The organism is uncultured Lawsonella sp. (assembly GCF_947252745.1).
In the GTDB taxonomy this organism is placed as follows: Bacteria; Actinomycetota; Actinomycetes; order Mycobacteriales; family Mycobacteriaceae; genus Lawsonella.
The window spans coordinates 207662-233193 of sequence record NZ_CAMXWW010000002.1; the positions used below are offsets into that span (position 1 = coordinate 207662).

The window sequence follows — 25532 nt, forward strand, 5'->3', positions numbered from 1 at the left end:
GCCGTCCTGATAGCTTCATCACCATACGACCCTGGTAGCACATGCTGCCAGGGTCGTTTGTGGTTGGGTGCGGAGAGTGCGGAGCGGGGGTGGTTAAGGGCCGCTCGCCGTGCTTAGAGGATGCTGCGGCGCCCTTGGAGGGCACGGCCGAGGGTGAGTTCGTCGGCGAACTCGATGTCCCCACCCATGGACAGGCCGGTGGCCAGGCGGGTGATGGTGAGGTCGGGGAAGTCTTTGAGGATGCGGGCCAGGTAGCTGGCGGTGGCTTCGCCGACGGTATTGGGGTTGGTGGCCAGGATTACTTCGCTGATGTGGATAGTGGTGGGGTCCCCGTTGTGGTCTTCAACGGGCTGGCCGATGCGGGTGAGGAGGTTGCGGATGTTGAGTTGGTCGGGGCCGATGCCTTTAAGGGGGTCGAGTGCGCCACCGAGGACGTGGTAGCGGCCATGGAATTCGCGGGTGCGTTCAATGGCTTGCACGTCTTTGGATTCTTCGACGACGCAGATGACGTCGAGGTCTCGTTTGGGGTCGGCGCAGATGCTGCAGGTGTCGGTTTCGGAGACGTTGCCGCAGATGTGGCAGTAGGTGACGCCGTTGCGGAGGGCGGCAACGGCATTGGCAAGGCGGTCGATAGTCTCTGGCTCTTGGTTGAGGAGGTGGAAGGCGATGCGTTGGGCGCCTTTGGGCCCGACTCCGGGGAGACGTCCGAGCTCGTCGATGAGGTTTTGGACGGGTCCTTCGTACACTACTTATCCTCCAAGAGCGTGGCGCCCAGGGTTTCTTGCAGGCGTTCAATGGCGATGTCGACGGCGCTGCGGTGGTCGAGATTCTGCTGGGTGGGGTCGGCGGCGTCGGCCAACATTTCGGCCAGGGCGTCCTCGTCGCTGGAGCCGCTGTCCTCCGTCTGCCCACTGGGAACCTGCCCACTGGGAACCTGACCGCTGGGTGGCGGATCACTGGATGACGGATCACTGTGCGACGGCATACCGGGGGCGGGTGAAGCACCGTTCGCGGGTGCCGCACTACCGGCTGGTGTGGTGACGGCCTGCGGGCCGGTGGGGGTGCCGGCTGCTGAGGTTGCGGTGGCGGGGGCAGCCTTGCTGGAGCGCCGAGGGACCTTCGGCGCGGTGAACTTATGGGCTTTTCCCGCTGTCCCGCCCCCGTTCTGGGGTGCGGGGGAGTTGGCGGCTCCGCGGGCGGCATCCTGGCCGGTGAGGCAACGCACATGCACCTGCACACCCATTGTTTGGGCGATTGCCTCGGTGAGGATAGTGAGGTGACGTGGTTCGTTGATGCGGCTGACCAGTGGGCCAGAGGTGTGGCTGATGGACAGTTGGGCACTGTCGGGCTGGTAGTCGATGACGCGGGCGGTGGCCAGCATGACGTCGAGGGTGCGGGAGGCAGGCCGGACAGCGTTGCGGATGGCGACCCACTGGGAGGAGAAATCCTCTGCCGTGAAGTCGGCGGCAGCAACCGCAGCGGGGGACGCCTGCTCTTCTGGCGTACTGGACGCGGGAGCTGATGCGGGAGCTGATGTAGCAGCCGCAGAAGCCGTCGCGGCCTCTTCCGAGGGTTCATTAGCGGGTTCAGGGGTGACGGGGGCCCGCCGCGGGGAGGCACCACTACTTCTCTGCAGGCCGGCACTGGTACTCCCCTGCTGGGAGGCAGCCTTCTTCTTGGCTTGACGCTCCGCCATCAGGGCGCGGGCGCGGGCGGCACCTTCGGCAGCACTATGGGCGGCCTCGGCTCGGGACACCCGGGGGGCGGGCGAATCCTCCTCCGGGGCGGCGAAGCCCACAGGTTCGACTCCTCCGTCACCGGCCATATCGCCGGCATCCCCCGTGGCCATCGCAGTGGCGGTGCCGTCACCCTGCCGAGCAGCATCAGCAGACTGCGGTACCGAAGAGGTGGGGGAAATCCGTGACCCCACACCACGTTCCAGCTGCTCTACCCGCTGTAGCAGCGCCTCGTAGGAGTCGTCGACGGCGGGCAGCAGCATCCGGGCAGCCATAATCTCCAGCAACAGCCGCGGGGAGGTGGCACCGCGCATGTCATTGAGGCCGGTGCTCAGTACATCGGCGAAGCGGGTGGCGGTGGCGGGGCCAAGTTCCTTCGCCTGGGCGAGCATCCGCTCCATCTGGTCGGCGGGGGCATCAACCAGCCCAGAATCCGCCGCGTCCTGCACGGACTGCAGCATAATGAGGTCGCGGAAGCGGTCCAGCAGGTCGCTGGTGAAACGGCGCGGGTCGTGCCCAGCAGAAATAACACGCTCGATGGTGCTGAACATGCCCGGCCGGTCCGCCGTAGCCAAGGCCTCCACCGCATCATCAATTAGGGCAATGTCGGTGGCCCCCAGGAGTGCCAGCGCATTGTGGTAGGTAATGCCCTCGGACCCAGACCCGGCCAACAGCTGATCCAGCACCGACAGTGCGTCACGTGGGGAGCCGCCACCGGCACGAATAACCAGCGGGTAGACCGCCGGATCCACCTTCACCCCTTCCTGCTCGCAGATACGCTCCAACAGGCCGCGCATGGCGTTGGGAGCGAGCAGGCGGAACGGATAGTGGTGCGTACGAGACTTAATAGTGGGGAGGACCTTCTCCGGCTCCGTGGTGGCGAAGATAAAAATGAGGTGCTCCGGCGGCTCCTCCACGATCTTCAGCAGGGCGTTGAAGCCAGCGGAGGTGACCATATGCGCCTCGTCAATGATGAAGACGCGGTAGCGGGACTCGGCGGGGGCGTAGAAGGCGCGGTCGCGCAGGTCGCGGGCATCATCCACACCTCCGTGGGAGGCGGCATCCAGCTCGGTGACGTCGAGGTTGCCGGAACCGCCCGGCGCCAATGCGAGGCAGGAGGGGCACTTCCCGCAGGGAGTGCTGGTGGGGCCTTCAGCGCAGTTGAGGGAGCGGGCGAGGATGCGGGCGGAGGAGGTTTTACCGGTACCGCGTGGGCCGGAGAACAAGTAGGCATGGTTAATGTGGCCGCTGTCCAGGGCCTGCATCAGCGGTTCAGTTACATGCTCTTGCCCGACTACTTCCGCGAAGGTAGCGGGACGGTACTTATGGTAAAGCGCCACGCATTAGAGCCTACCCGGCTGGTGCGACAAACGGGATTATTAGGGTTGCCGGCCTCGCCACCTGGGCTTTAGCCGGCACCGTCACCGGCCAAAAATTTTTTAAAGTTTTTTCAAAAGGTGCCGAAAGCACTGTTACCGCAGGTGGAATAGGGTTTTTAGGGGTTGATGGGTCCCTGTGGGGAAAGTAGCTCCCCCATGAGCCGCACACATCCTCCATACTGTGCGCACTTCTAGACCACCCAGGAGTAAAAGCATGGTTTATTCAGGATTCGGTGGCGAGCAACAGAATGCCCAGCCCACACCACCCAGCGGCGAGACCTCTCCTCTCTCCGCCTACCCGCCAGCCCCCGACGGGTCTCCTACCGCTCCCGACGGCTCCCCTACAGCCCCCGACGAGTTTCCCGCAGCTCCCCCAGTTAATCCTGAACCCGCCGAACGTCCCTTCCTCCTCCCCGACGACGTTGACGAACCGGCCCCCTTCCCCGACTCATTCGAAGCCGTCTTCCCGGCCGCGCACAAAAACACCACGCCCCCGCCCTTCGTCAACCCCTACACCCCTTACCTGGGAGGCGACGGTTTCCCCGGTAGCACCGGTGCCCCCGGCATGGGGGACGTCCCCGCGGGCAACATGGCCGGCACGGGAGGCATAGCCAGCATGGGAGCCATGGGAGCCATGGGAGGCCCCACAAGTGCGTTAGGTGTCGGCATGCCCGGAACCACCCCGCCGGGTGGACTGAATCCGCTCTCCCCCACCTCCACCACCGGAGCTGCCAACAACACCGTCAACAACCTGCAGCTGCTACAACAGAAGAAAGCCACGCCCCGCTCGGGCTGGCGCAAATTCATCTACAAGGCCACCGGCGGCGCCATCAACCCCGGCCCCTCCTCAGACGAGAAAGAGCTGGAGGCGCTGGAAGAGCGCGTCCGCCAACCTGTCCGCGGAGACTACCGCATTGCCTGCCTGTCCCTGAAGGGCGGCGTCGGCAAAACCACCACCACTATTGGCTTGGGTTCCACCTTCGCATCCCTACGCGGCGACCGCATTATTGCTATCGACGCGAACCCGGACTTGGGCACCCTCGCCCAGCGTGTCCCCCAGCAGACCAACTCAACGGTCCGCGACCTCCTGGAGGACCCATCCATCCGCCGCTACTCCGATGTGCGCGCCCACACTTCACAGGCCCGCTCCCGCCTGGAAGTGCTGGCCTCGGAATCCGATCCGGCAATTAGCGAAGCGTTCTCGGAGCGAGACTACCGCCGCACCATCGACATTCTGCAATCCTTCTACAACATCATTCTCACCGACTGCGGTACCGGCCTGATGCATGACGCTATGCGCGGCGTGCTCGACCTGGCCGATTCCCTGGTGCTGGTCTCGTCACCCGCCATTGACGGTGCACGAAGCGCCTGGGCCACTCTAAATTGGTTGGACGCCCACGGCTACCAGCATTTGGTGGAGCGCACCGTGGTGGCGATCTGCTCCAGCCGGGCCGGCTCCGCCAGCATTGATATGGACCAGCTGCGGGCAACGTTCAACCAGCGCTGCGCCGCCGTCCACCTGATTCCCTTCGATGAGCATCTGGCGGAGGGCGCAGAGGTGGATATTGACCAGATGAGTAAGGGCGCCTGCCGCGCCTTCATTGAGCTTGCCGCTTCCGTGGCGGACGGGTTTTCACAAACTCTCGTCCCGTCCAGTGTGAACCGGCGGGAGAAGCATCACCCGGAGGGACCAGCCACTACCATGCACCCTTAGGCTGGCCCTTGGTGATGTGAGGAAAGCCCCGGTCATATTGGAGAGTACGACCGGGGCTTTCTGCTATTTCTTTATGTACTTGTGGGGGCTGCGTGAGTTGAGTTAGGCAGCGAGCGCCTTCTCGAGGGCGGCCTTCAGCACGCAGGTAGCAACACCATCCATAGCGACGGTGACCTCCTCCAGCGGGGGCAGGGAGGGGGCGAGACGGATGTTGGTCTCGTTCGGGTCCTCACCCTTCGGGTAGGCAGAGCCGGCGCCGGTGAGCTTGATGCCAGCTTCGGCGGCGAGGGCAACGACGCGCTTGGCAGTACCGGGCACCACATTGAGGGAAATGAAGTATCCACCCTTCGGCTCAGTCCAGGAGGCCACCTCGTACTCGCCCAGGCGATCGGCAAGGATCCGCTCCACCGCATCGAACTTGGGGGCGAGGATGCCCTTGTGCTTCAGCATGTGGGCCTTAACGGCGGCAGCGTCACCGAAGAAACGGGCGTGGGCCAGCTGGTTGACCTTGTTCGGGCCAATTGTGGCGATACCCAGGTACCTCTTGTACCAGGCCAGGTTGGCGGGGGAGGTGTTGAGGAAGCTCACACCAGCACCCGCGAAAGTGACCTTGGAGGAGGAGGTGAGCTGGAAGACGCGGCCCTCGTTGCCGGCGTCCGCAGCCATCTGCACGATCGGCAGAATCTCCGGGAACTCGTCGGTGAGGGTGTGGATGCAGTACGCGTTGTCCCACATGATGGTGAAGTCGGGGGCGGCGGTCTTCATGGAGACCAGCTTCTCGGCCACCTCGCGGGAGGTGACGGCACCGTCCGGGTTGGCGAACACGGGAACGAGCCACATGCCCTTAATGGCAGGGTCGTTCGCGACGAGTTCAGCGATAGCGTCGGCATCGGGGCCGTCTTCGTTCATGGGGACCTGGATCATTTCGAAGCCCAGGGTCTCGGTGATGGCGAAGTGGCGGTCGTAGCCGGGGACAGGGCAGATCCACTTAAGGGTCTCTTCCTTCACCCACGGCTGGGGGCTGGTGGGGAGGCCGTGCAGCATGGCGAAGGTCAGCACGTAGTGCATGATCTCCAGGCTGGCATTGTTTTCGGAGATGATCTCCTCGACGGGAACTCCGAGGAGTTCGGCCCAGATGGCACGAATGGACTTCAGGCCAGCCAGGTTCCCGTAGTTTCGAATGTCGGTACCGTCTTCATCCTTGGTGGAGCCTTCACCGGGCAGCGTCAGGAGACCGTTGGAGAGGTCGAGCTGCTGGGCGGAAGGCTTACCGCGAGTGAGATCCAGTGCGAGGTTCTTGCCCTTAAACTCTTCGTAGCGGGCGTTGATCTCTTGGGAAAGAGCTTCCAGCTCTTCGCGGCTCATGGTCGACAGTGACATGAGAGGCCTTTCTGAAAATGGGCACAAAAAAAGCGGGCCCCGCGCACCCGCCAGAGCCCGCTGACCCTTGCTGCCTTCCGGCCCTGGGGGGATTCACAGGATGGACGCCGCGCGGTGCCCACCTATAGTTTAGCGGTTCTCCCCCATTCATGGGAATTCAAATCTGAGACAGCCCCCAGCGGGTGATCACTCACACCACCAGGGGCTGTTTCTCTGCGTGTGGTTACAGTTTACGCCTTTCCACAGAAAAACAAAGTTTCCTCTGCGCACGCGTCGCACCAGCACCCGTCACCCCACCGTGGACAACAACCATTCCCGCACCTCGTCCACCGTTTTCCCCCGCGCCAACTCAGAGCGGAGCGTCATCCCGCCGCCCCCGGCACGCTTCGCCAACCGCTCCCCGTGGGCATCCTGCATGAGCGGCACATGCCGATAGGTGACAGGTTCCACCCCCAACAGATGCGCCAGATACGCCTGCCGGGGGGCCGAGGACAGCAAGTCCGCCCCGCGCACCACCTGGTCCACGCCCTGGGCGGCATCATCCACCACCACAGCCAAGTTGTAGGCCCACACGCCATCACCCCGGCGCAGCACCACATCATCCACCACACCGGTGTAGGGCTGGGGATGGCCAGGCCGGGCACCGTCCACCGCACACTCCTCCCACACCGTCCACTCCGACACCTGCGCCCGCAAGCGCAGCGCGGGCTGGCGGAAATTATCGGAAGCCGCAAGCTGTGCACGTTTCGCGGCTCGTTGCTCCTCCGTCAGATCCCGGCAGGTGCCGGGGTAGGAGCCAGGTGGGGAATGGGGCGCCCGGGGAGCCTCCAGGATTTCCCGGCGGGAACAGTAGCACTCGTACACCAGCCCCTGGGCCGCCAGTTGGTCGACAGCTGCCTGGTAGGCGGCGTGACGCTGCGACTGCCACATTGTCTCGCCTTCCCACTCGATGCCCAGGGCGGCAAGGTCGGCGAGCTGCCGCTCCGCCACCTCCGCAGAGCAACGCTGCTGGTCCAGATCCTCCACACGCATGCGGAAACTGCGCCCTGTGCTGCGGGCGGCGTCATAGGCCAGCAGTGCAGTGCGCAGATTTCCTAGGTGGAGGTCCCCCGAAGGTGTGGGGGCGAAACGTCCAGCTCCCATGGAGTCGAGTCTACCGCGGGGCGAGACTGGAGTTAGTTGGTGGTGCCGGCAGAGTCGTTGGGGCTGGTGGTACCAATGCCGGTGGTAGCAGTGCCAGCGGTACCAATGCCAGCGGTACCAGTGCCGGTGGCGGCATCGGAGGTAGCAATGCCGAGCTTGCGTTCCCACACGTAGGAGACAATGGTCGCGACAATGGCGGAGCCTACACCGGCCAATGGCCAGATAATCCAACTGGTGTCCCAGCTATCGGTGAGGAAGCTGATGGCCAAGTAGATGAAAACAATGGACATCCAGTAGATGCCCATGATGGGACCCACCTTGGAGTGAAGAAGCTTCTTCCTGGGGCTCCGGTCGCCGTCCTGCAGAAGCTCCCAGTAGGCGCCCTTGACAATATGGTTGTAGACGAAGAGAAACACGGCGACGGCGGCAACAGCGAAGCCCAAGGCCACAAAAGTACTATCGTTCAGGCCAGTGGTGCTTGCCAGTAGATCGGACACCACAAAGAGGATGAGGGCGACGATAGAGAGCACCAGACCAGTGACCAGGTTGGTGGTGTGGGCGGGCTGGAAGGCAGCCAAACGTTCCTTCGCCATACCCTCTACTCCGTAGGCGCTTTCAAAGGGTTCCTTCTCCATCCACTTCCACTGCTTAGTGCGATTGTTGTTGATGATGAAGATGGCGACGGCTACCGCAACCACCAGGGCAGCGACGGCGAAACTCAGCGGCCCACGTGCGTTGGCGGCAAGACCCGGCCAGTCGGAAATGAAAATGAGGAGAGCCAACGCCAAGGCGCACAGCATTCCACCCACGGCGACAGGACGTGCCGAGGCGAGCCGAGCGGAGAGGTACTGGTTTGCCTCCTCCATGCTGATTTTGCGGAGAGGGCTGTCCTGGAAGGTACCGGCATCCGCGAGTGTGGGTACGTCGTAGTCGTCGCGAATGAGGTAGTCGGTGGAGACGCCGAAGATCTCACTGAGGGTAAGGATGCGGTCGAGTTCGGGAGTGCTTTGTGCAGCCTCCCACTTGGAGATGGCTTGGCGGCTGACGCCAACTCTCTCGGCTAGTTCTTCCTGGGACCAGCCGTTCTGTTTGCGGAGCTCGATGATCTTGTCGGCGAGAATCATGAGAATCAATCCTCCTCGTGTGCGGGAAAGGGAACAGAGCGGTCACGGTGATGCGAAGCTCTTACGTCTCAATTCTCCGGAGGATCCCAGTTGCACTCCACCAAGCACACCTTGAACTTTCGCAACCAGCGGTTGCATTATTCGTTTCCGCTGGTAGCAAAGGTGGATTTCGCAGTTGATGAACTACTGTACAGGCGCTGACGAGGACGGTGTAACCACTTGCACAGTACTAGTGGTAGCCCCCGGAAGTTGGTTCTGATCCTTCCGCCAAGGGATGTAGATAGCCAAGAACAACACGAAAATGAGCACCAGCGTGGTCATCATTGCCGCAAAGATCTTGTTGATGTTGCGGGCGCGCTGCTTATCGGCGGCCTCAATCGCGGCGATCTCTTCGGGAGTCTGGGGAGCCTCTTCCATCTCGTTGAGGTCGATGGCATCTGCTGCTGACGGTTCAGCAGCCTGCTGGGCGTCGTCATCAACGGGGCGGGGAGTGAGATTGTCGTCAATCATTGGAGCCTTCCCTGGGTGCACACCTCGGCAGTGGCAGCCCACTCTATCTCTATGGCACATGCTACCTGGCACCCTCACCAACTGTTAGGGCAATTGACGTGACGTTCCCAACCCCAGAACCGAGCACATGACAGTGTCCTGCCACGTCTTCCCTCCTTACCCGAGGGGAACAGTGCAAACGAGGGCTCAGTATGACGGCAACCCTCGTCTGTGAGAGAATGAACAGTCCCCCGATAGTAGCCGATTTGTGAGGGTAGGCTACACTGTTTCTGTGACTATTCGTCAAGGTTATGCCCCGCTCCTCACTCGGCACCACCGCCCCTCCCTGGAAGGAGCTGCTATGTCTGACTCTCCCTGCCTGCTCTCCGACCTTAAACCCGGCGACAGCGCCACCATCGTCTCCATCGCCAACGACGCCCCCGACTCTATCCGGCGTCGCCTCAGCGACCTCGGCTTCGCCCCCGGCACAGCCATCACCATGACGCGCCGCGCCCCCATGGGCGACCCCAGCATGTTCCGCCTTCGCGACTACAACATCTGCCTCCGCAAGAGCGAAGCCAAACAACTCCACGTCACCCCCGTAGCCCTCTAACCCGCAACCCGCTAGCCCACAGCGCACCAGCCGCGCAGCAACCGCACTGCGCACGCCACACACAACCTCATCCACCACCAGGTCGCACCCACGTTGTTGACGGCACAACTACACAAAAGAGGAGGCACAATGGCCGACTGCCACAACCCCGATGCACACACCCATAGGACACCACACGGGAAGAAGGGGACAAGTGCAGCCACAGCCCTAGCCGACGACACCACCCGCATCGCCCTCATTGGCTCCCCCAACGCCGGCAAAACCTCCGTCTTCAATAAACTCACCGGTCTCAACTCCAAAACCGGAAACTATCCTGGCATCACCGTCAGCCACACCGAGGGACATGTCACTCCCAACGTCATCCTCGAAGACCTCCCCGGCACCTACTCCCTTGACCCCATCAGCCCTGACGAAAAAGTCGTCACCGACGTCCTGGCCGGCCAACTCGAGGGCGTCCCCTCCCCCCAAGCCCTCCTCATCGTCGTCGATTCCACCACCCTGCACCGCTCCCTCAACCTCGTCGCTCAAGCCCTCTCCCTCGGCCTCCCCTCCGCCGTCGCCCTCACCATGACCGACGAACTCGAAAAACTCGGCGGCGACCTCGACCTCGCCGCTCTTTCCCAAGGCCTCGGCGTTCCCGTAGTCGGTGTCGTCGGCAACCGCAAAAAAGGGTTCGCGGAACTCCGCGCTCTCGTCGAAAACCCCACCGGCTGGCCCGTCCCTGTCGTCGCCCCACCCGCCGAACCCGGCCCGGAACGCGAATCCTGGACGCACTCCATGCTCACCCTCGCCCACTATGTGGCCCCGCAGGAAAACGTCACTACCAGCAAAGTAGACAAGGTGCTGCTCCACCCCGTGTTCGGCACCCTGTTCTTCTTCCTCATCATGTTCCTCTTCTTCCAGGTGATCTTCACCGTCGCCGCCCCCTTCCAAGGGTGGATTGAGGACTTCTTCGGCTGGTTAGGGGAACTCAGCGCCGCCCACATCTCCAACCCGCTGCTCTCCAGCTTCGTCAACACCGCCCTCATTGGCGGCGTTGGTGGCGTCCTCGTGTTCGTGCCGCAGATTCTGCTGCTCTTCCTCCTCATCAGCCTCATGGAAAACGTGGGATACATGTCCCGCGCCGCCTACTTAATGGACCGCGTCATGGCTAGCGCCGGTCTGGAAGGACGCGCGTTCGTCGCCCTGCTCTCCAGCGTGGCCTGCGCCGTCCCCGGCATTATGGCCACCCGCACCATGCCGTCCTCCAAGGACCGCATCGCCACCATCATGGCCGCACCCCTCATGACCTGCTCCGCCCGCCTCCCCGTCTACCTGCTGCTGGTGGGTATGCTGGTGGACCCCGGCCAGCGAGTCGGCCCCTTCTCCGTCCAAGGCATCGCCCTCTTCGGCCTCTACGTGCTAGGTGGGGCGAGTGCCATGTTCGCCGCCTGGGCGTTCAAACGCACCAGCCTGAAAAGCACACTGCTGCCCTTCTACATGGAGATGCCACCCTACCGCATCCCCACCGGCAAAACCGTGCTCTCCGACATGTGGAAATCCACCAGCATGTTCCTTCGCAAAGTTGGGCGCATCATCCTGGTGGCTACCATCGTCATCTGGGCCCTCATGAACATACCCCCCCAACAGCAGACTATTGATGAACAGCATATGGACGAAACGCAGGCGGTACAATACACCATCGACCACTCCGCAGCCGCTACCGTCGGTAAAGCAGTGGAACCCGTCTTCAGCCCGCTCGGCTTCGACTGGCGCATCACCATCGGCCTGATTGGTTCCCTCGCCGCCCGTGAAGTTTTCGTGGCCACCATGGGGCAGACCGCGGCAGCCGCCGACCCCGACAACCCCACCGATGCGCTGAAGAAAATGACGTTCACGGAAGGCCCACATGAGGGCGAGAAGGTGTTCACCACGCCCACCATTGTGGCCCTCCTCGTGTTCTTCGCCTACGCCCTGCAATGCATGTCCACCGTGGGTGCCATCAGATCGGAAACAAACTCGTGGAAGTGGCCCCTCATTGCGCTGGGCTACACACTAGTGATGGCCTGGGTGCTGGCGTTTATCGCACGATGGATCACCATCGGAATCATGGCCATATAGCCGCACGATCGGCCGCACTGTGAACGCACCGCTGCTGTTCTACCCACGCACTACCCACTACCCGCTCACCCTCGAGTGGGTAGTGGGCCCTGGCCTGGTGCGGTTCAGTTGGTCTGGTGGGGTAACGGAAGGGCGTGACCTGGCTACACAAGGGGCACTACCGGAGCAAATTCTGGGCTACCTAGAGCGCGGCGAACTAGCTCACCTCAGCCTGGCGCCGGGACTCATCACCACCACACTGCCAGCTGACGGGTCCTGGCAGGAGAAAAACACGGAAGGAACTGCGCTGGCGACGCGACTGCGCCGCGACCTCTTCGCCGTCCTCTCCACCCCCAACGAGCAGGGTGAACTAGGCTGGCCCACCGGCACCCTAGACGTGCCAACCCTGGGGGGCAGTACCGATGCGGAGTTGCGGACGGCGGTGAAGGAACTGTTGGGGGGTGCAGCCGGGGATTTCGCCGCCTCACATGGTGGCAGTATGCGACTGGCCAGCGTGCAAGATGGGGTAGTGCGCATTGAGATGGGTGGGGCATGCCGAAACTGCCCGGCGATCGGCCGCACCCTACTGTTCCATGTGGACCGGCAACTCCGGCCGTACTTCCCCAACCTGGTGCGCGTGGAAGAAACGTAGCGCGACACACTCCGTACAACGCTTGCCCTAGCAGCTGGCCGACAGACTGGATTTGTGCAACCGTTACTGTTCAGCCATGCTGCTGGTGTCAGTGATCAGGTTCCCGAGGGAGACGCCCTCCTCGGTTTTCCAGATGACATTACCGCTCAAGGATGCCCCACCAACAAACCCCGCAGCAGCCGAGGGGCTGCTGAAGAGCACATCCTTCCTGAGTACCCAGTCGGCTCCAATAATCTCCGCATATTTCTCCCGCAACTTGCGAATATTGGCCGGTAAACTCCTCTTCACTATGGAGGAGATGGTACTTCCGGCTAGCACCACAAAACCCTCTGCGGTGCGTTGCCCGGTAGCATTCGCCCTCGCACTATGGAAATAAAGCAGCGGCTCCAGATCCCTCTGCTCGGCGGGCTCCCCCGTGTTCAGACGGGCAACGAGCGGTTCAAAAACCTTGTAGCCCAACGCCCCCACTACCAGCTTCGCATACGAGATGAACTCCTCCATCTCGCTCTCTTTCTCCTCCGTCAAGTTTCCCTGCGTGGGCTCGTTACCGTTCATCACCTCGTACCGGTCTGCCGCCACCGCCATATTACGGAAACGATTCTCTAGGTAACTGATCTCCGTCGGGCCAAAAGAATCATTAGAGGTAGTGAGGGCCACCGCCTCCGTCCACCAGTACTTCGTGTTATCCCGGTTATGCTCCTGCCAGCGGTTCAGAATACCCTGTCCATTTTTCCGCACACCCGCCTGACCAATGTACACAACCGGATTCTCCGACTCATCAGCGGTGCCGAACAGCAAATACACCCCTGTTTGCTGCAGGTAGGTGATGCTGCCCGCGCTCTGCAACATGGTGCGGGGAATCTTGTAGGCAATACCCGTCCAATTCGCCAACGTGCACTTGATGCGACCGTTCGGCTCGCTATCCATTAAAAAGAGGTTAATTACTTTCCCAGCCATACGTCGCCTCCATCAATCTCCAGACTAGACCAATAATTCTTCTCAACCGCGAGAAAATTTCGATAAAATCAGAGATGTTGATGGTCTACTAGGTTAGCTCACTGCCACTGCCACTCCCACTACTGCTACGGATGGGCATGGAGCAAGAACCCAGCACCACCCCCAAGCAGGAGGAAGGCGCGCGATGAAGATCAGCTATAAACCGCTGTGGAAGCTACTTATCGACAAGAACATGAAAAAACAGGACCTCCAAGCCGCCGCCAAGATCAGCGCCGGATCTATCGCCAAGCTAGGCAAAGACGAGAACATCACCACAGATGTCCTGATTAAGATCTGCGACACTCTCGACTGCGACCTGTTCGACATCCTCGAAACTATCCCGACTGACGATACAAACGAGCACACGACCCCAGCCCTACAAGGAGAATCGAATGGCCGCTAAGAAAACCAACAAAACACTCGAGCAGACACTGTGGGAAGCGGCCGACAAGCTCCGTGGCAATCAGGAACCCTCGGAATACAAGCACGTCGTGTTAGGTCTAGTGTTCCTCAAATACGTCTCTGACCGTTTCGAGGAACGCCGCTCAACGCTCATAAAAGAGTTACGCGAAGACGGCATCGACGAGGCCCAGTTCAACGATTTCCTCGAAGACCGCGACGAATACGCGGGCCACAACGTGTTCTGGGTACCCGAAGGGGCACGCTGGCACACGCTACAAGATCAAGCCAAGCAGCCAGAGATCGGCCAGCTCATTGATGAAGCGATGCAGCTAATCGAACGCGAGAACCCAACGCTGCGAGGTGTTCTTCCCCGCAACTACGGCCGTGAAGGGCTCGATAAGAAACGTCTCGGTGAGCTGGTTGACCTGATCGGCACGATTGGGTTCGGATCGGACGCCGATCATGGTTCTGACGACGTGCTCGGCTCCGTCTATGAATACTTCCTCGGCCAATTCGCAGGTAAAGAAACCGGCAAGGAAGGCGGAGCGTTCTATACCCCGCGCTCAGTGGTGCAAACACTGGTGGAAATGCTGCAGCCGTTCGAAGGGCGCGTGCTGGATCCATGCTGTGGCAGCGGGGGCATGTTTGTGCAGTCCGCCAAGTTCGTCGATGCCCACGGGGGTAACCGTAACCAGCTATCGATTTATGGCCAGGAATTCACCAACACGACGTGGAAGCTGGCGAAGATGAATCTCGCCCTGCGCGGCATTGATGCCGATCTTGGCGCAAAATCGGCAGACTCCTTCACCGAAGACCTGCACCCCGATCTGCGCGCAGATTTCATTATCGCTAACCCACCCTTCAATATCTCCGACTATTGGGACGAATCTCTCGTTGACGACCCCCGTTGGGTGTACGGCACCCCGCGCGAGGGTAACGCCAACTACGCCTGGATCCAACACTTCCTCTACCACCTCGCACCAAAAGGCACTGCTGGCTTTGTTATGGCGAACGGTGCGCTCTCGTCCTCAGATGGCAGTGACCCTGATATTCGAAAGAAACTCGTGGAGGCCGATCTGGTTGACTGCATCGTCGCACTGCCTGGCAAACTGTTCCTCAACACTCCAATTCCGGCGAGCTTGTGGTTCCTCGCCAAGGATCGCAACGATAATGGGCATCGCACGCGAACCGGTGAAGTGTTGTTCATCGACGCCCGCCAGCTCGGCACCATGGTCACTCGCGCCCGCCGAGAACTCACCGACACCGACATCGCTAAGATTGCGGATACCTATAACACGTGGCGCTCTCATGCCGACTACGCGCAATACGCCGATAAGATTGGATTCTGCAAAGTAGCCAGCCAAACCGATATTGTCGCCAACGATTACGTGCTCACCCCTGGTCGCTATGTGGGCGTGCCTGAAGCCGAGAGTGACGGCGAACCCATCGAGGAGAAAATCGAGCGACTTACCAAAGAACTTTTCGCAGAATTTGAGCGAGGGCGGGAACTTGAGCAGGAGATCCATGTAAGGCTTGGCAGGCTCTCATGATCCAAACAATTAAAAATTTAGGTTCTTGCGTAGAGGTCTATGACTCTTTACGTCGCCCGGTCGCCAAGAGAGACAGGGTCGCTGGCCCGTTCCCGTACTATGGCGCCTCGGGTGTTGTCGATTACACAGACGACTACATTTTTGAAGGCCCACATCTTTTGGTAGCTGAGGATGGAGAAAACCTAAGAACGAGGAAATTGCCGATTGCTTTTCTCGCAGACGGCAAGTTTTGGGTCAATAATCACGCTCACGTGCTACGTGGAAATGCGGAGAATGATACGAGATTCTTGTGCTACCTCCTTCAAAGTATGGACATCTCAGGCTTTATCACGGGATCAACGCAACCCAAGCTCAACCAAAGAGCTCTCCTTTCAATCCCAATAGAGGTGCCCTCTCTTACCGAGCAGCGGTCGATTGCGGCGACGTTGGGCACTCTTGACGGCAAAATCGAATCTAACCTGCGATTGATCTCTACGATTCTGGAAATCATCGATTCCTTGTCTGAGCTATTCGGAGAAAAACTTCAGTTGGTTCCTTTGAACAGCATTGCCTGCCCAGTCAAGCAATCTATAAATCCAACACGCTTGGGAGATGCTCCCGTTGACCATTTCAGCCTTCCTGCATTTGACGAAGGAGGCAGACCGGAAAGAGTTTCTGCTTCAACCATTCGTAGTTCCAAGCTGCTGGTACCGCGCAATGCAATACTCATTTCACGACTCAACCCGCGTATCGAACGAATTTGGTGGGCAAGCACGGACTCTCGTGTACAAGGCCTAGCATCAACGGAGTTTCTCATTCTGACAGCGGAGAGAGAACTTGAGCTTGCTGCAACGTGGTTGGCCGTTCGCTCCTCCGCTTTCCGTGAAGAATTGCCCCAGCGTGTCACTGGTACATCTGGAAGTCATCAACGAGTCCGGCCTGATGACGCTCTTTCAATTGAAGTACCCGATTTCATTAAAGCACCTGAACAGTTAAAGCAAACAGTCCTCGCGTTACTCAGAAAAACCGACACTCTTCGTGTGGAAAACGAACGTCTTGAAGAACTGCGAGGCGTTCTACTGCCCGGGTTGATGTCAGGTCGGATTCGTGTGCCCGTTGAAGAGGTTTCCAAATGACTGGACTTAATGTCGAGTGGGCAATAGGAGAGCTCGACAAATTCGTCGAAATGACGGTCCTCAGAAATGATAGCTTCAGCGGTAATGGCATTACTTGCATTGCCACTACTTCAAGCACTATTGCACGAGACGAAGACGTGGCTAAGCAAGCTCAAGTCGTCGAGAAAATACTGGATCGGGTGATCCCTAGGTGGCGTACCGAAATTGAGTTAGATAAGCGTAACCGTTGGACGCGGCATCGTGAAGCTGCTATACGAGCGGAAGTAGAGCTTGAACGCGAAGAAGAGATCCACGTAAATCTCGGCGATGATGCTCCTGAACTATCGGCTGCAAAGCTACATCCTTGGATATGGGGCGGCGCTTCGTCATTGTGGCAATCTGGACATTTCCGTGAAGCCGTGGAAGGTGCTATTCGCAAACTGAATGCGGAAACTCAAAATAAGTTGGGACGCCGTGATCTTTCAGAGACAGACCTTTTCAATCAGGCTTTTAGTGAACAACCTCCTGCTATAAATAGCCCCCGCTTGCATCGTATGTTTGATAATGGGGGTAAGACTTTCAAATCAGTGCAGCGTGGCGCACGCATGTTTGCAGAGGGCGTGTTCGCTGGTATCCGTAATCCTCTTGCTCATGAGGCTGAGCAAGAAATGTCTGAGCAACAGGCGCTTGAGTACTTAGCAGCACTAAGCGTGTTGGCACGATGGGTTGATGATTCGACAGTGGAGGTTGCATCATGAGCGCATTTGATGAAAACACTGTAGAACTTGCTGCGCTGGAATATTTCGCAGAGTTGGGTTACTGCACTGGTTACGCACCGGTGGACGCTGCGGTTGGTTCCGTGCGTGATTCACCGTCGGATGTGACGTTGTGGGATCGAGTTACGTCGGCCTTATCGCGTCTGAACCCAGACGCGTCACCAATGATGGTTGGTGAAGCTCTCAAGCGGATTCAGCGTGCCGAGTCACAAGACACAGTGCTCGAAAACCAGCGCCTGCATGACCTGATGGTTAATGGTGTGCCAGTTGAGACGAAGGCCGCTGATGGCCAGCCTGCTACTGTGCTATTGCGGCTGGTTGATTTCGATCGTCCACGTAATAATGATTGGCTGGCGCTCAACCAATTCACCATCGTTGAAAATGGCCATAATCGCCGACCTGATGTGCTCGTATTCTTAAACGGCCTTCCAGTTGGTTTGTTGGAGCTGAAGAACCCTGCCAATGAGCACGCGACCATGCGGCACGCCTGGAACCAAATCCAGACCTATCGCTCCCAGATCCCCTCGGTGTTTGTGCCCAACGTGGTGACAGTGATTTCAGATGGCACCGCCGCCGCAATGAGTTCCTTCACCGGCGGATTTGAACATTACGCACCATGGAAGACCATCGACGGGCGCGATGTAATCACGAACCGCCCCGCATTGGAGGTACTGCTCAAGGGCGTTTTCGCTCCAGAACGGTTCTTGGATATTGTGCGCAACTTTGTCGTGTTTTCTGACGAACCTGTCATGGATGAGGCCTCTGGTCAGCGCCGCCGTGCACTCATCAAACGAGTGGCAAAGTATCACCAGTATTGGGCGGTCAATGCGGCGGTTGAGTCAACTATTCGCGCCTCTGGGCCTGACGGTGATCGTCGTGGTGGCGTGGTATGGCACACCCAAGGCTCGGGCAAGAGTTTCGAGATGGTGTTTTATGCGGCCAAGCTGATGCGTGACCCACGGATGGCGAACCCGACGCTGGTGTTCATCACCGACCGCAACGACCTGGACGATCAACTGTTCGGGGAGGTGTTCGCCCCAGCGCGAATTCTGCCCGAAACACCCATACAAGCAGAAGGACGAGACGAACTGCGTTCACTGCTGACCCGCGCATCCGGTGGGATCATTTTCACCACGATCCACAAGTTTGCTCCCGGTGAGGATGGAGACACGAACCCGGTACTCACTGATCGGCGCAACGTCGTCGTTGTCGCAGACGAGGCCCACCGCTCCCAGTATGGGTTCTCGGAAACTCTGGATTCGCAAGGCCGACTCAAAGCAGGTCTGGCCAAGCACATGCGTGACGCGCTACCGAACGCTACGTTCCTAGGATTTACAGGCACCCCAATCGAGTCCAATGACCGCTCGACCCGCGCGGTCTTCGGTGATTACGTTGACGTCTATGACCTCACGCGCGCGGTTGAAGACGGTGCGACAGTCAAGATTTACTACGAGTCACGCCTTGCCAAGATCCAGCTGGCTGACGATTCCCTGGCCACTATTGATGACGTAATTGAACAGGCCAGTGAAGGTGACTCTCTCGATTCTTCAGAGCGAGCTAAAACAAAGTGGTCCCAGCTAGAAGCGTTGGTTGGTGCTGAGTCCCGGATTGATACGGTGGCTGCAGACATCGTTAACCATTGGGAAGAACGCCGCGCGGCGATGCGCGGCAAAGCCATGATCGTCACCATGAGCCGCCGCATCGCCGTCGAACTGTACGAAAAGATCGTCGCACTACGTCCCGAGTGGCATAGCGATGATTTAGACAAGGGCAAGATCAAAGTCGTCATGACAGGATCGGCTGCTGACCCAGCCAACTTCCAGCCCCATATTCACTCGAAAGACGAACGCCGCGATCTCAAACTACGAGCAAAAAACCCAGACGATGAGCTAGAAATCGTGATCGTACGTGACATGTGGCTAACCGGTTTCGACGCACCATCCCTGCACACCATGTACGTGGACAAGCCAATGCAAGGCGCAGGCTTGATGCAGGCCATTGCACGAGTCAACCGCCGCTTTAAAGATAAACCAGGCGGGCTGATCGTTGACTACATTGGGCTGTTCCAGTCACTACAAACCGCGCTGGCCGTCTACTCGCCCTCGGATCGTGAACAGGCCGGCGTCCCCATCGACGAGCTCGTGGGTGTGATGCAAGAAAAGTACGACATCATCAAAGGCATCTTGCACACCGTCACATACGACTCATCGCCAGCCTTGCCTGCTTCGCAGCGACTTTCACAGTATGCGACCGTACTGGACTTCGTCCTCTCGGATGACGACATCACCAAACGGTACAACGACCAAGTACTCGCCTTAGCCAAAGCCTATGCACTCGTGGCATCCCGCCCAGAGGCAGAAGCAATCCGTGATGATGTCCGACTGTTCACCGACGTGCGGGCGGCCGCACTGAAGATCCTCAACCCTGATGCTGGTGAGAGCCGAGTCGGAACCGGAAACATTGATTCTGTGCTCGCACAGTTGGTCAACGAATCGGTCACAGCTGATCAAGTTGTTGATATCTACCAGTTCGTGGGAATGGAACGTCCAGAACTATCCCTGCTATCCGATGAGTTTTTGGATTCCATCGGAAAGAGCGGGAAACCCAACCTACAACTCGGGCTGCTACGCCGCCTGCTCAACGACCAAATCCGCACCTTGCAGCGAAAGAACCTCGTCCAGTCACGCAAGTTCTCCGAGATGCTCACCGACGCCGTCAACCGATACACGAATCGTTCGCTGACCACCGCAGAGATCATCTCTGAACTCGTAGCACTCGCCAAAGAAATGCGCGAAAACCAACAACGCGCGGCAGAACTCGGGCTCACAGACGCGGAGGTGGCATTCTACGACGCAATCATCAAAAACGACTCCGCCATAATGGAAATGGGCGATGAAACACTCAAAACCATCGCCCACGAGCTCGTCGATACCGTCCGCCGTTCAGCCACCATTGACTGGACACTGAAAGAGTCCGTACGAGCCCGCATGAGATCACGAATCAAACGACTCCTCGCGAAATACAAGTACCCACCCGACAAGCAAGAAGAAGCGGTAAAGCTCATCATCGAGCAAGCTGAGCACCTTGCAAGCGAGGATAGCTTCGATGACTGATGTGAATTCGCTCTTTCGTCAATTCGAAGCGAGGCTGCGCATGTCGCCAAGCACCGTGGATTCAGTGCAACAGCGTTATCGGAGGATCACGTGGAGCCTTAACAAAGACTTTTGGGGGATCGGCTCAGAAGAGCAACACTCGTGGTATGCGGGCTCATACGGACGAGGTACAGCAATCTCTACGAGCGACATCGATATACACTTCGAACTCCCCAATGACCTGTATGAGAGGTACTGGTGGTCAACTGTTTTTGGTCAAAATAGGCCATCAGATCTTCTTCAGCAAGTCAAGAACAGTCTCCAGAAAACGTATCCAACAACAAGGCTACGGGGTGATGGGCAGGTAGTCGTCGTCGACTTTTCCGACGGTGTTAGTTTTGAGGTCGTCCCAATCTTTACTAAAGACGAGACGACATTCATCTATCCCAACACTCATAAAGGCGGTAGCTGGCCGCAGATGCAGCCAAAACTAGAGTCTCAAGCTTTCGCTGAACTGTCACGGAATAAGCCTGGCGGGTTAAAGAAGCTATGCAGAATGCTGCGAGCGTGGAATGCCGAGAGCTTGAAGTTACCAGGCCAGGCCCTTGATGCCATGGCATACAAATACTGGCAGACCAGTGAGTATAGCGATGAGGAGCCCTTCTGGTACTTTGACCTTCACACTCGCGACTTCTTCGCCTATTGGGTTAATCAATTCAACCATAACGGGCGGATAGAAGCTCCAGGGAGTCATAGGCACATCGAGGTATCTCTCAACAAGAAGGAGCTTGCGCTCCTGGAATACTATGCACGTCTCAGCCATAATGCCATTTATTGCGACGATTCAGAATCGGCGCAGATATGGAGGTCGATTTATGGTGACAAATTCCCAGCAGCATGAACGCGACGTACTCTACTCACAAATTGAGAACGAATACGGTAACGTGGTCTACTCCCACGCTGCACAAGAAGAGCAACGCACACGGCTCACTCGAACCGAACACCGTATCAAAGTGGCTCAAATTGTGCTATCCGCACTTTCAACCGCTGGACTGGTAGGAGTGTTCTTTACCCAGCAGATTTGGATAACCTCCATCACTGCGGTTATTACCTTCCTTCTACTGTTCCTCAACTCATACAGCTTCCGTCTCGAAATCGGAGCTAAGGCTGCACTACACCGTAAAGCTGGTGATCAACTGTGGCTTCTCATACGAAAGTACTTATCCCTTCTGGTTGATTTCCCGGAACTTGACCTCGCTGAAGCTCGGAAGCGTCGTGACGCGCTGATCGCAGAGACCGCTGAGACCTACTGCAACGTGGAACGCACAGACGATAAGAGTTTCAGTATCGCCCAAAAACGTTTGAAAGAGGACGGACTGAAAGAGTTCACCAGAGAAGAACTCAACAGGCTTTTACCGGAGGCCCTTCAGAAATAACCCCCTCACGCTGAACTCACCAACGCAAGGAACAAATCGCATCCCATGTCGGTTAGGGATACTCTCCTCCACTACCGAATGACGCCCTCAAGCCAAACTAAATCGCGATAACACAGAACAATAGGGCCACACAGTAAGAGCCAGAATCACATAGATGAAAAGATCCCCAGTTGTGAAAACTGGGGATCTTCCTGACTGGCGGAGGATGCGGGATTTGAACCCGCGAGGGGCTATAAACCCCAACCCGCGTTCCAGGCGAGCGCCATAGGCCACTAGGCGAATCCTCCGGGAAGAAGTTTACCTAAAGGTTGTCTCTTCGCCAAAATACGTTCCCAACAGCAGGGACGGCGCTACGACACCTGCACCAACCCACCCCCAGAACCCGTCACCGCCACCTGCACATGCACCACACCCCGCAGTGCGTCATACCAGTAAAAGTGGGCGGGATCCTGCTGATACTGCTGCGGTGAACCACGGCGCACCACCCGCCCATTCACCCGCACCGAACTCGCCTCCGGCACCTGCAGCTCCACCCGGTACGTGAACCGGCTTGGCATCCCCTGGTAGCCGCCGGTAGACGGCCCAATACGGAACTCGGCGGACACGCCCGACGCAGCCCGCGGATTCGGCACCGTCACCACCCGCAGAGGAGTCCGCAACACCTGGCCGCGGGTATACGCCAACGACTGCCCATCATCCTGATAGTGAACAACCCGCCGATCCACACCTGGGGTGGACGCATTCACCCGCACACCCACAATGCTCTTATCGGACCGCAGCCAATTCTTCCCGTCCTGGGAAGCCTGGCCACCCGAGGTGCGTAGCATGCCGCCCTCCCGCAGGAACACCGGCATGGTGTCCCAGGTGGTCGTCACCCGGTGCATCCCCGGCCCCTGGTAGGTAGTGCCGGTGAAGTAGTCCACCCAGCGGCCCGCCGGGAAATACACCTGCTGGGTAGTGCGCTTGCCCGGGATACTCACCGGGGCCACTAGCACATCCTCCCCCAGCATGTACTGGTCCGGGTGGGTGTAGGCGGCAGGGTCCTGCGGGTACTCCAGGTAGAGAGGCCGCACCAGGGGAATGCCCGCGAGGTGTGCCTCCCAAGCAAGGTCATACAGATAGGGCACCAGTTCTTCCCGCAGTTTCAGGAACTTCACCCCGGCCCGGCGCGCTTGGGGGGAATACTCCCAGGGGAGGCGGGCAGCGTGGTCCCCGTGAGGGCGGTTGATGGGCTGGAATACTCCGAACTGGGTCCACCGCACATAGAGGTCATCCGGCAGAGTCTTCCCTTTGTGGCCGCCAATATCGTGCGACACGTAGGGCAGGCCTAGGGCGGCCGCTTCGGCGGCGGTGAACTCGGACTCGAAGCGGAGGGTGGTCCAGGAGGCCCATGTGTCCCCAGTGAAGTGCACAGTGTTGCGGCGCTCTGCCCACTGGCCGCGTTGGCGGGCCAGCATGAACCCGCGTTTGCCTTTATCGCGGAGCCGCTGCACATACAGGTAGCTCTGCCACTGTTCCGCGTTGAGGCCGGGAATGGTCACTCCGTTGACGCCAGTGGAGGGCAGGGTGTTTTCGTAGCCTTTCTCGGTGGGGAGGCCTTCTTCGAGGGGGATACCGCAGCCGTAGTCAAGCCAGAAGAAGTCCATGCCGGCTGCCTCAAAGTCCTTGTGGAGGTTGAAGAATTCCCGCACATGGCTGGGTTTGGAGACGTCCATGGCCCAGGTGAAGCCGGTGATGTCCCACCAGTGGCCGCGCCCGTTGGGGATGAGCCCATGGTGGAGGCGCTGTTGGACGCCGGGGAGTTTCGGGTCGTCGTGGTTGATGCCGTCGTGGATGTTGAAGCCGAGTTTTACGCCCAGGTTGTGGAGCCACGAGACTTCCTGGGCGGGGTGGGGCCAGAGTTCCTTGTTCCAGTTCCAGCCGTTCCAGTGGCTGGGGGATTTGAAATCGGTGTCGACGATGAGGACGCTGAGGGGTACCCCGTAGCGGCGGAAGGTGCCGAGGATGCGGCCATAGTCCTGCTGGGTGAACGCGGAGTAGTTGGAGTACCAGTTACCGAAGGCCCATTCGGGCAGCACGGGGCTGGGCCCGGTGAGGGTAGCCAGGTCGCGGAGGCCCTGCTTGTAGTTGAGCCCATACCCGAAGAGATATCCGTCCTGGTAGGCGTAGCGGCGGGGTAAGTGACGGGTGGCTGCGGCTTCGGTGAAGGCCCGTGGGTTGCCGGCTTCTACGGCAGTGCTCTGTTGTGCGAAATGTTTGCGGACGCGGGGCCAGCTGCCGGGTGCCCATAGGGCGGTGTCGGTGTCGACGACGAGCTGCCAGCCGTCCCGGCTGAGGAGCCCCGGTTTGAGGGGGATGCGGCCCATGTTGGCGCGCAGGTCCCGCTGCCATCCGCCTAGTTGGTTGTGGGGAACGACCAGGTTGTCTCCGGTGATGTTCCAGGAGGGGTGGGCGACGGTGCGCCGGCTGCCGGTGGTGAGGGTGAGGCTGAGGTTACGGGGTGTGAACCGGCCGCTCTTCTGCTGGTAGGTGAGCAGTATGCGGCTGGTTTTGAGGTAGCGGATGCCGTTGGCCACCCAAGTGGTGTAGGGGGTGATGCGGGGTCGGTGTTGGACGTTGATGGTAGTGCCGTCTTCGAAGCGCTGCCCGTCGGCGTATTCGACGCGGATAAGAGTGGGGCTGAGGACTTGGAAGCGGGCGTTACCGTCCACCACCGAGGGTTGTTGTGGTGGGGTGGTGGCGGAGTGTGCGGCTGCCGGCGTGGCAGTGAGCAGCGGCAGGGTGAGGCTGGCGGCAGCGAGGCAGGTCAGGAACCGGCGGTGGAGATGATAGGTCACCATGATGTGTCTCCCAACAAGTCGCATGTTCAGTTGTTACGTTACTGCTGGTGACAGCGTGTCGTCGGCTTTCGGTGCTGCAGGTTTAGGGCGCGGTGGGGCTGCCGGGGATAGTGTTCTTTCCCTAAAAGCGGGATGGCAGGCGATAATGGCAGGGTGACACCATCTTCTTCGCCATCGTCCCCCGAGCCGGGCTTGGCCTCCGAGCAGGCAGCGGGGCCGGAGCTGCGGGCATCCTCGCCAGCTGATGCCTCGTCTCCCGAGTCGCCGTCACCTAAAGCCGTATTCGCCCGCACCACCAGTAGTTATGTGATGCCGCTGGCGGTGTTTTTTGTGGCGGTCATGATGATCTCCACCCTCACCGGCACGAAGGGCGTACAGCTGGGCCCCCTCAATACCGATGGGGCGTTCTACCTGTTCCCGTTGGCCTACGTGCTGGGTGACGTCATCAGCGAGGTGTACGGTTTCCACACTATGCGGCGTGTGGTGTGGGTGGGGTTCGCAGCACTCATCCTGATGAGCCTCTGCATGTGGATCACCATTGAGTTGCCCGCCGCCAGTTTCTACACACACCAGGATGCGTTTGTGGCGGTGGCGGGTGTGGTGCCGCAGATTCTGGGCGCCAGCCTAGCTGGCTACCTGGTGGGGGAGATTATGAACTCGTGGGTGCTGGTCAAGATCAAGGAGCGCACTGGGGAGAAGAGCCTGTGGGCTCGTCTTATTGGTTCCACTATGGTGGGAGAACTGGCGGATACGCTGATCTTTTGCAGTATTGCGGCGTCCGCTATTGGCATTAGCACTGGCCGGGACTTCCTCAACTATGTGGTGGTGGGGTACTTGTGGAAGACCTGCGCGGAGATTGTCGTTATGCCGCTCACTTATCAGGTTGTGAAGTGGATTAAGCGCCGCGAGCCCAGCTACCAGGCTGCCCTCGAAGAGTTGCCCAGCTAGCGGGCGTTCGCGCGCGTTGGCAGCAGTGGCAGCAGTAGCAGCAGTAGCAGCCTCTCCCCTTCTCTTCTCCGACACTCCCTCCGACGCGC

Annotated in this window: 20 protein-coding genes, 1 tRNA gene and 1 other RNA gene; 12 read left to right on the top strand and 10 right to left on the bottom strand. The window is 59.3% G+C overall.

Annotated elements, in window-relative coordinates; genetic code table 11:
- Nucleotides 1-113: 113 nt before the first annotated feature.
- Nucleotides 114-746, bottom strand: a complete 633-nt coding sequence (gene recR, locus Q0X28_RS03105; protein ID WP_296239412.1) for a recombination mediator RecR — start codon at nt 744-746, stop codon at nt 114-116.
- Nucleotides 746-3076 carry a DNA polymerase III subunit gamma and tau gene (locus Q0X28_RS03110; protein ID WP_298576468.1) on the bottom strand — a complete coding sequence of 777 codons (2331 nt, stop codon included), beginning with the start codon at nt 3074-3076 and terminating at the stop codon, nt 746-748. Before Q0X28_RS03110 ends, recR begins: the two co-directional genes overlap by 1 nt.
- A 253-nt stretch (nt 3077-3329) precedes the next feature.
- Between Q0X28_RS03110 and Q0X28_RS03115 the strand changes: the two genes are divergently transcribed.
- On the top strand, nt 3330-4829 hold the full coding sequence (locus Q0X28_RS03115) for a MinD/ParA family protein (protein WP_298576469.1): 1500 nt from the start codon (nt 3330-3332) through the stop codon (nt 4827-4829).
- A 102-nt stretch (nt 4830-4931) separates the two neighbouring features.
- Here the strand turns inward: Q0X28_RS03115 and Q0X28_RS03120 are convergent, their stop codons facing one another.
- The 5 genes from Q0X28_RS03120 to Q0X28_RS03140 all read right to left on the bottom strand — a co-directional run bounded on the left by Q0X28_RS03120 (nt 4932) and on the right by Q0X28_RS03140 (nt 8986).
- Nucleotides 4932-6209, bottom strand: coding sequence for an aminotransferase class I/II-fold pyridoxal phosphate-dependent enzyme (locus Q0X28_RS03120; RefSeq protein ID WP_296239415.1), 1278 nt, complete (start codon nt 6207-6209; stop codon nt 4932-4934).
- Nucleotides 6210-6236: 27 nt separating this feature from the next.
- An RNA gene (ffs, locus tag Q0X28_RS03125) (signal recognition particle sRNA small type) lies at nt 6237-6333 on the bottom strand.
- Nucleotides 6334-6497: 164 nt separating this feature from the next.
- Nucleotides 6498-7352: a tRNA glutamyl-Q(34) synthetase GluQRS gene (gene gluQRS, locus Q0X28_RS03130; RefSeq protein WP_298576470.1), complete on the bottom strand. Its 855-nt coding sequence runs from the start codon at nt 7350-7352 to the stop codon at nt 6498-6500.
- A gap of 32 nt (nt 7353-7384) precedes the next feature.
- Nucleotides 7385-8476, bottom strand: coding sequence for a helix-turn-helix domain-containing protein (locus Q0X28_RS03135; protein WP_296239416.1), 1092 nt, complete (start codon nt 8474-8476; stop codon nt 7385-7387).
- Nucleotides 8477-8659: 183 nt separating this feature from the next.
- Nucleotides 8660-8986, bottom strand: a complete 327-nt coding sequence (locus tag Q0X28_RS03140) for a hypothetical protein (protein WP_298576471.1) — start codon at nt 8984-8986, stop codon at nt 8660-8662.
- Nucleotides 8987-9257: 271 nt separating this feature from the next.
- Between Q0X28_RS03140 and Q0X28_RS03145 the strand changes: the two genes are divergently transcribed.
- The 3 genes from Q0X28_RS03145 (at nt 9258) to Q0X28_RS03155 (ending at nt 12309) form a co-directional block, all read left to right on the top strand.
- The gene (locus Q0X28_RS03145; protein ID WP_296239418.1) at nt 9258-9578 is read left to right on the top strand and encodes a FeoA family protein; all 321 of its coding nucleotides are present in this window, start codon (nt 9258-9260) and stop codon (nt 9576-9578) included.
- 129 nt (nt 9579-9707) lie between these two features.
- A complete protein-coding gene (locus Q0X28_RS03150) occupies nt 9708-11678 on the top strand; it encodes a ferrous iron transporter B (RefSeq protein WP_298576474.1) in 1971 nt (656 codons plus the stop codon).
- Nucleotides 11679-11697: 19 nt separating this feature from the next.
- Entirely contained in the window at nt 11698-12309 is a 612-nt protein-coding gene (locus Q0X28_RS03155; protein ID WP_298576476.1) for a NifU family protein, read from the top strand.
- Between the two features lie 63 nt (nt 12310-12372).
- Here Q0X28_RS03155 and Q0X28_RS03160 read toward each other — a convergent pair whose 3' ends face one another.
- Nucleotides 12373-13266 carry a GIY-YIG nuclease family protein gene (locus Q0X28_RS03160; protein ID WP_298576478.1) on the bottom strand — a complete coding sequence of 298 codons (894 nt, stop codon included), beginning with the start codon at nt 13264-13266 and terminating at the stop codon, nt 12373-12375.
- 184 nt (nt 13267-13450) lie between these two features.
- On the opposite strand from Q0X28_RS03160, the gene Q0X28_RS03165 reads away from it, so the two are divergent.
- The 7 genes from Q0X28_RS03165 to Q0X28_RS03195 are packed head-to-tail and all read left to right on the top strand — an operon-like array spanning nt 13451 to nt 21655.
- Nucleotides 13451-13708, top strand: a complete 258-nt coding sequence (locus Q0X28_RS03165) for a helix-turn-helix transcriptional regulator (protein WP_298576480.1) — start codon at nt 13451-13453, stop codon at nt 13706-13708.
- Nucleotides 13698-15257 carry a class I SAM-dependent DNA methyltransferase gene (locus Q0X28_RS03170; RefSeq protein WP_298576482.1) on the top strand — a complete coding sequence of 520 codons (1560 nt, stop codon included), beginning with the start codon at nt 13698-13700 and terminating at the stop codon, nt 15255-15257. Before Q0X28_RS03165 ends, Q0X28_RS03170 begins: the two co-directional genes overlap by 11 nt.
- Nucleotides 15254-16372 (top strand): restriction endonuclease subunit S, encoded by a 1119-nt coding sequence (locus tag Q0X28_RS03175; protein ID WP_298576484.1) that lies wholly within the window; start codon nt 15254-15256, stop codon nt 16370-16372. Before Q0X28_RS03170 ends, Q0X28_RS03175 begins: the two co-directional genes overlap by 4 nt.
- Nucleotides 16369-17109, top strand: coding sequence for a TIGR02391 family protein (locus tag Q0X28_RS03180; protein ID WP_298576486.1), 741 nt, complete (start codon nt 16369-16371; stop codon nt 17107-17109). Before Q0X28_RS03175 ends, Q0X28_RS03180 begins: the two co-directional genes overlap by 4 nt.
- Complete coding sequence (locus Q0X28_RS03185) at nt 17106-20240, top strand: type I restriction endonuclease subunit R (protein ID WP_298576488.1); 3135 nt, start codon at nt 17106-17108, stop codon at nt 20238-20240. Before Q0X28_RS03180 ends, Q0X28_RS03185 begins: the two co-directional genes overlap by 4 nt.
- The gene (locus Q0X28_RS03190) at nt 20233-21120 is read left to right on the top strand and encodes an SMODS domain-containing nucleotidyltransferase (RefSeq protein ID WP_298576490.1); all 888 of its coding nucleotides are present in this window, start codon (nt 20233-20235) and stop codon (nt 21118-21120) included. Before Q0X28_RS03185 ends, Q0X28_RS03190 begins: the two co-directional genes overlap by 8 nt.
- Nucleotides 21095-21655, top strand: a complete 561-nt coding sequence (locus tag Q0X28_RS03195; protein WP_298576492.1) for an SLATT domain-containing protein — start codon at nt 21095-21097, stop codon at nt 21653-21655. The genes Q0X28_RS03190 and Q0X28_RS03195 overlap by 26 nt, the downstream gene beginning before the upstream one ends.
- 196 nt (nt 21656-21851) lie before the next feature.
- Here Q0X28_RS03195 and Q0X28_RS03200 read toward each other — a convergent pair.
- Nucleotides 21852-21942, bottom strand: a tRNA-Ser gene (locus Q0X28_RS03200).
- A gap of 63 nt (nt 21943-22005) precedes the next feature.
- Nucleotides 22006-24495, bottom strand: a complete 2490-nt coding sequence (locus Q0X28_RS03205) for a TIM-barrel domain-containing protein (protein ID WP_298576494.1) — start codon at nt 24493-24495, stop codon at nt 22006-22008.
- 309 nt (nt 24496-24804) lie between these two features.
- On the opposite strand from Q0X28_RS03205, the gene Q0X28_RS03210 reads away from it, so the two are divergent.
- Nucleotides 24805-25443: a queuosine precursor transporter gene (locus Q0X28_RS03210; protein ID WP_298576678.1), complete on the top strand. Its 639-nt coding sequence runs from the start codon at nt 24805-24807 to the stop codon at nt 25441-25443.
- Nucleotides 25444-25532: the final 89 nt, after the last annotated feature.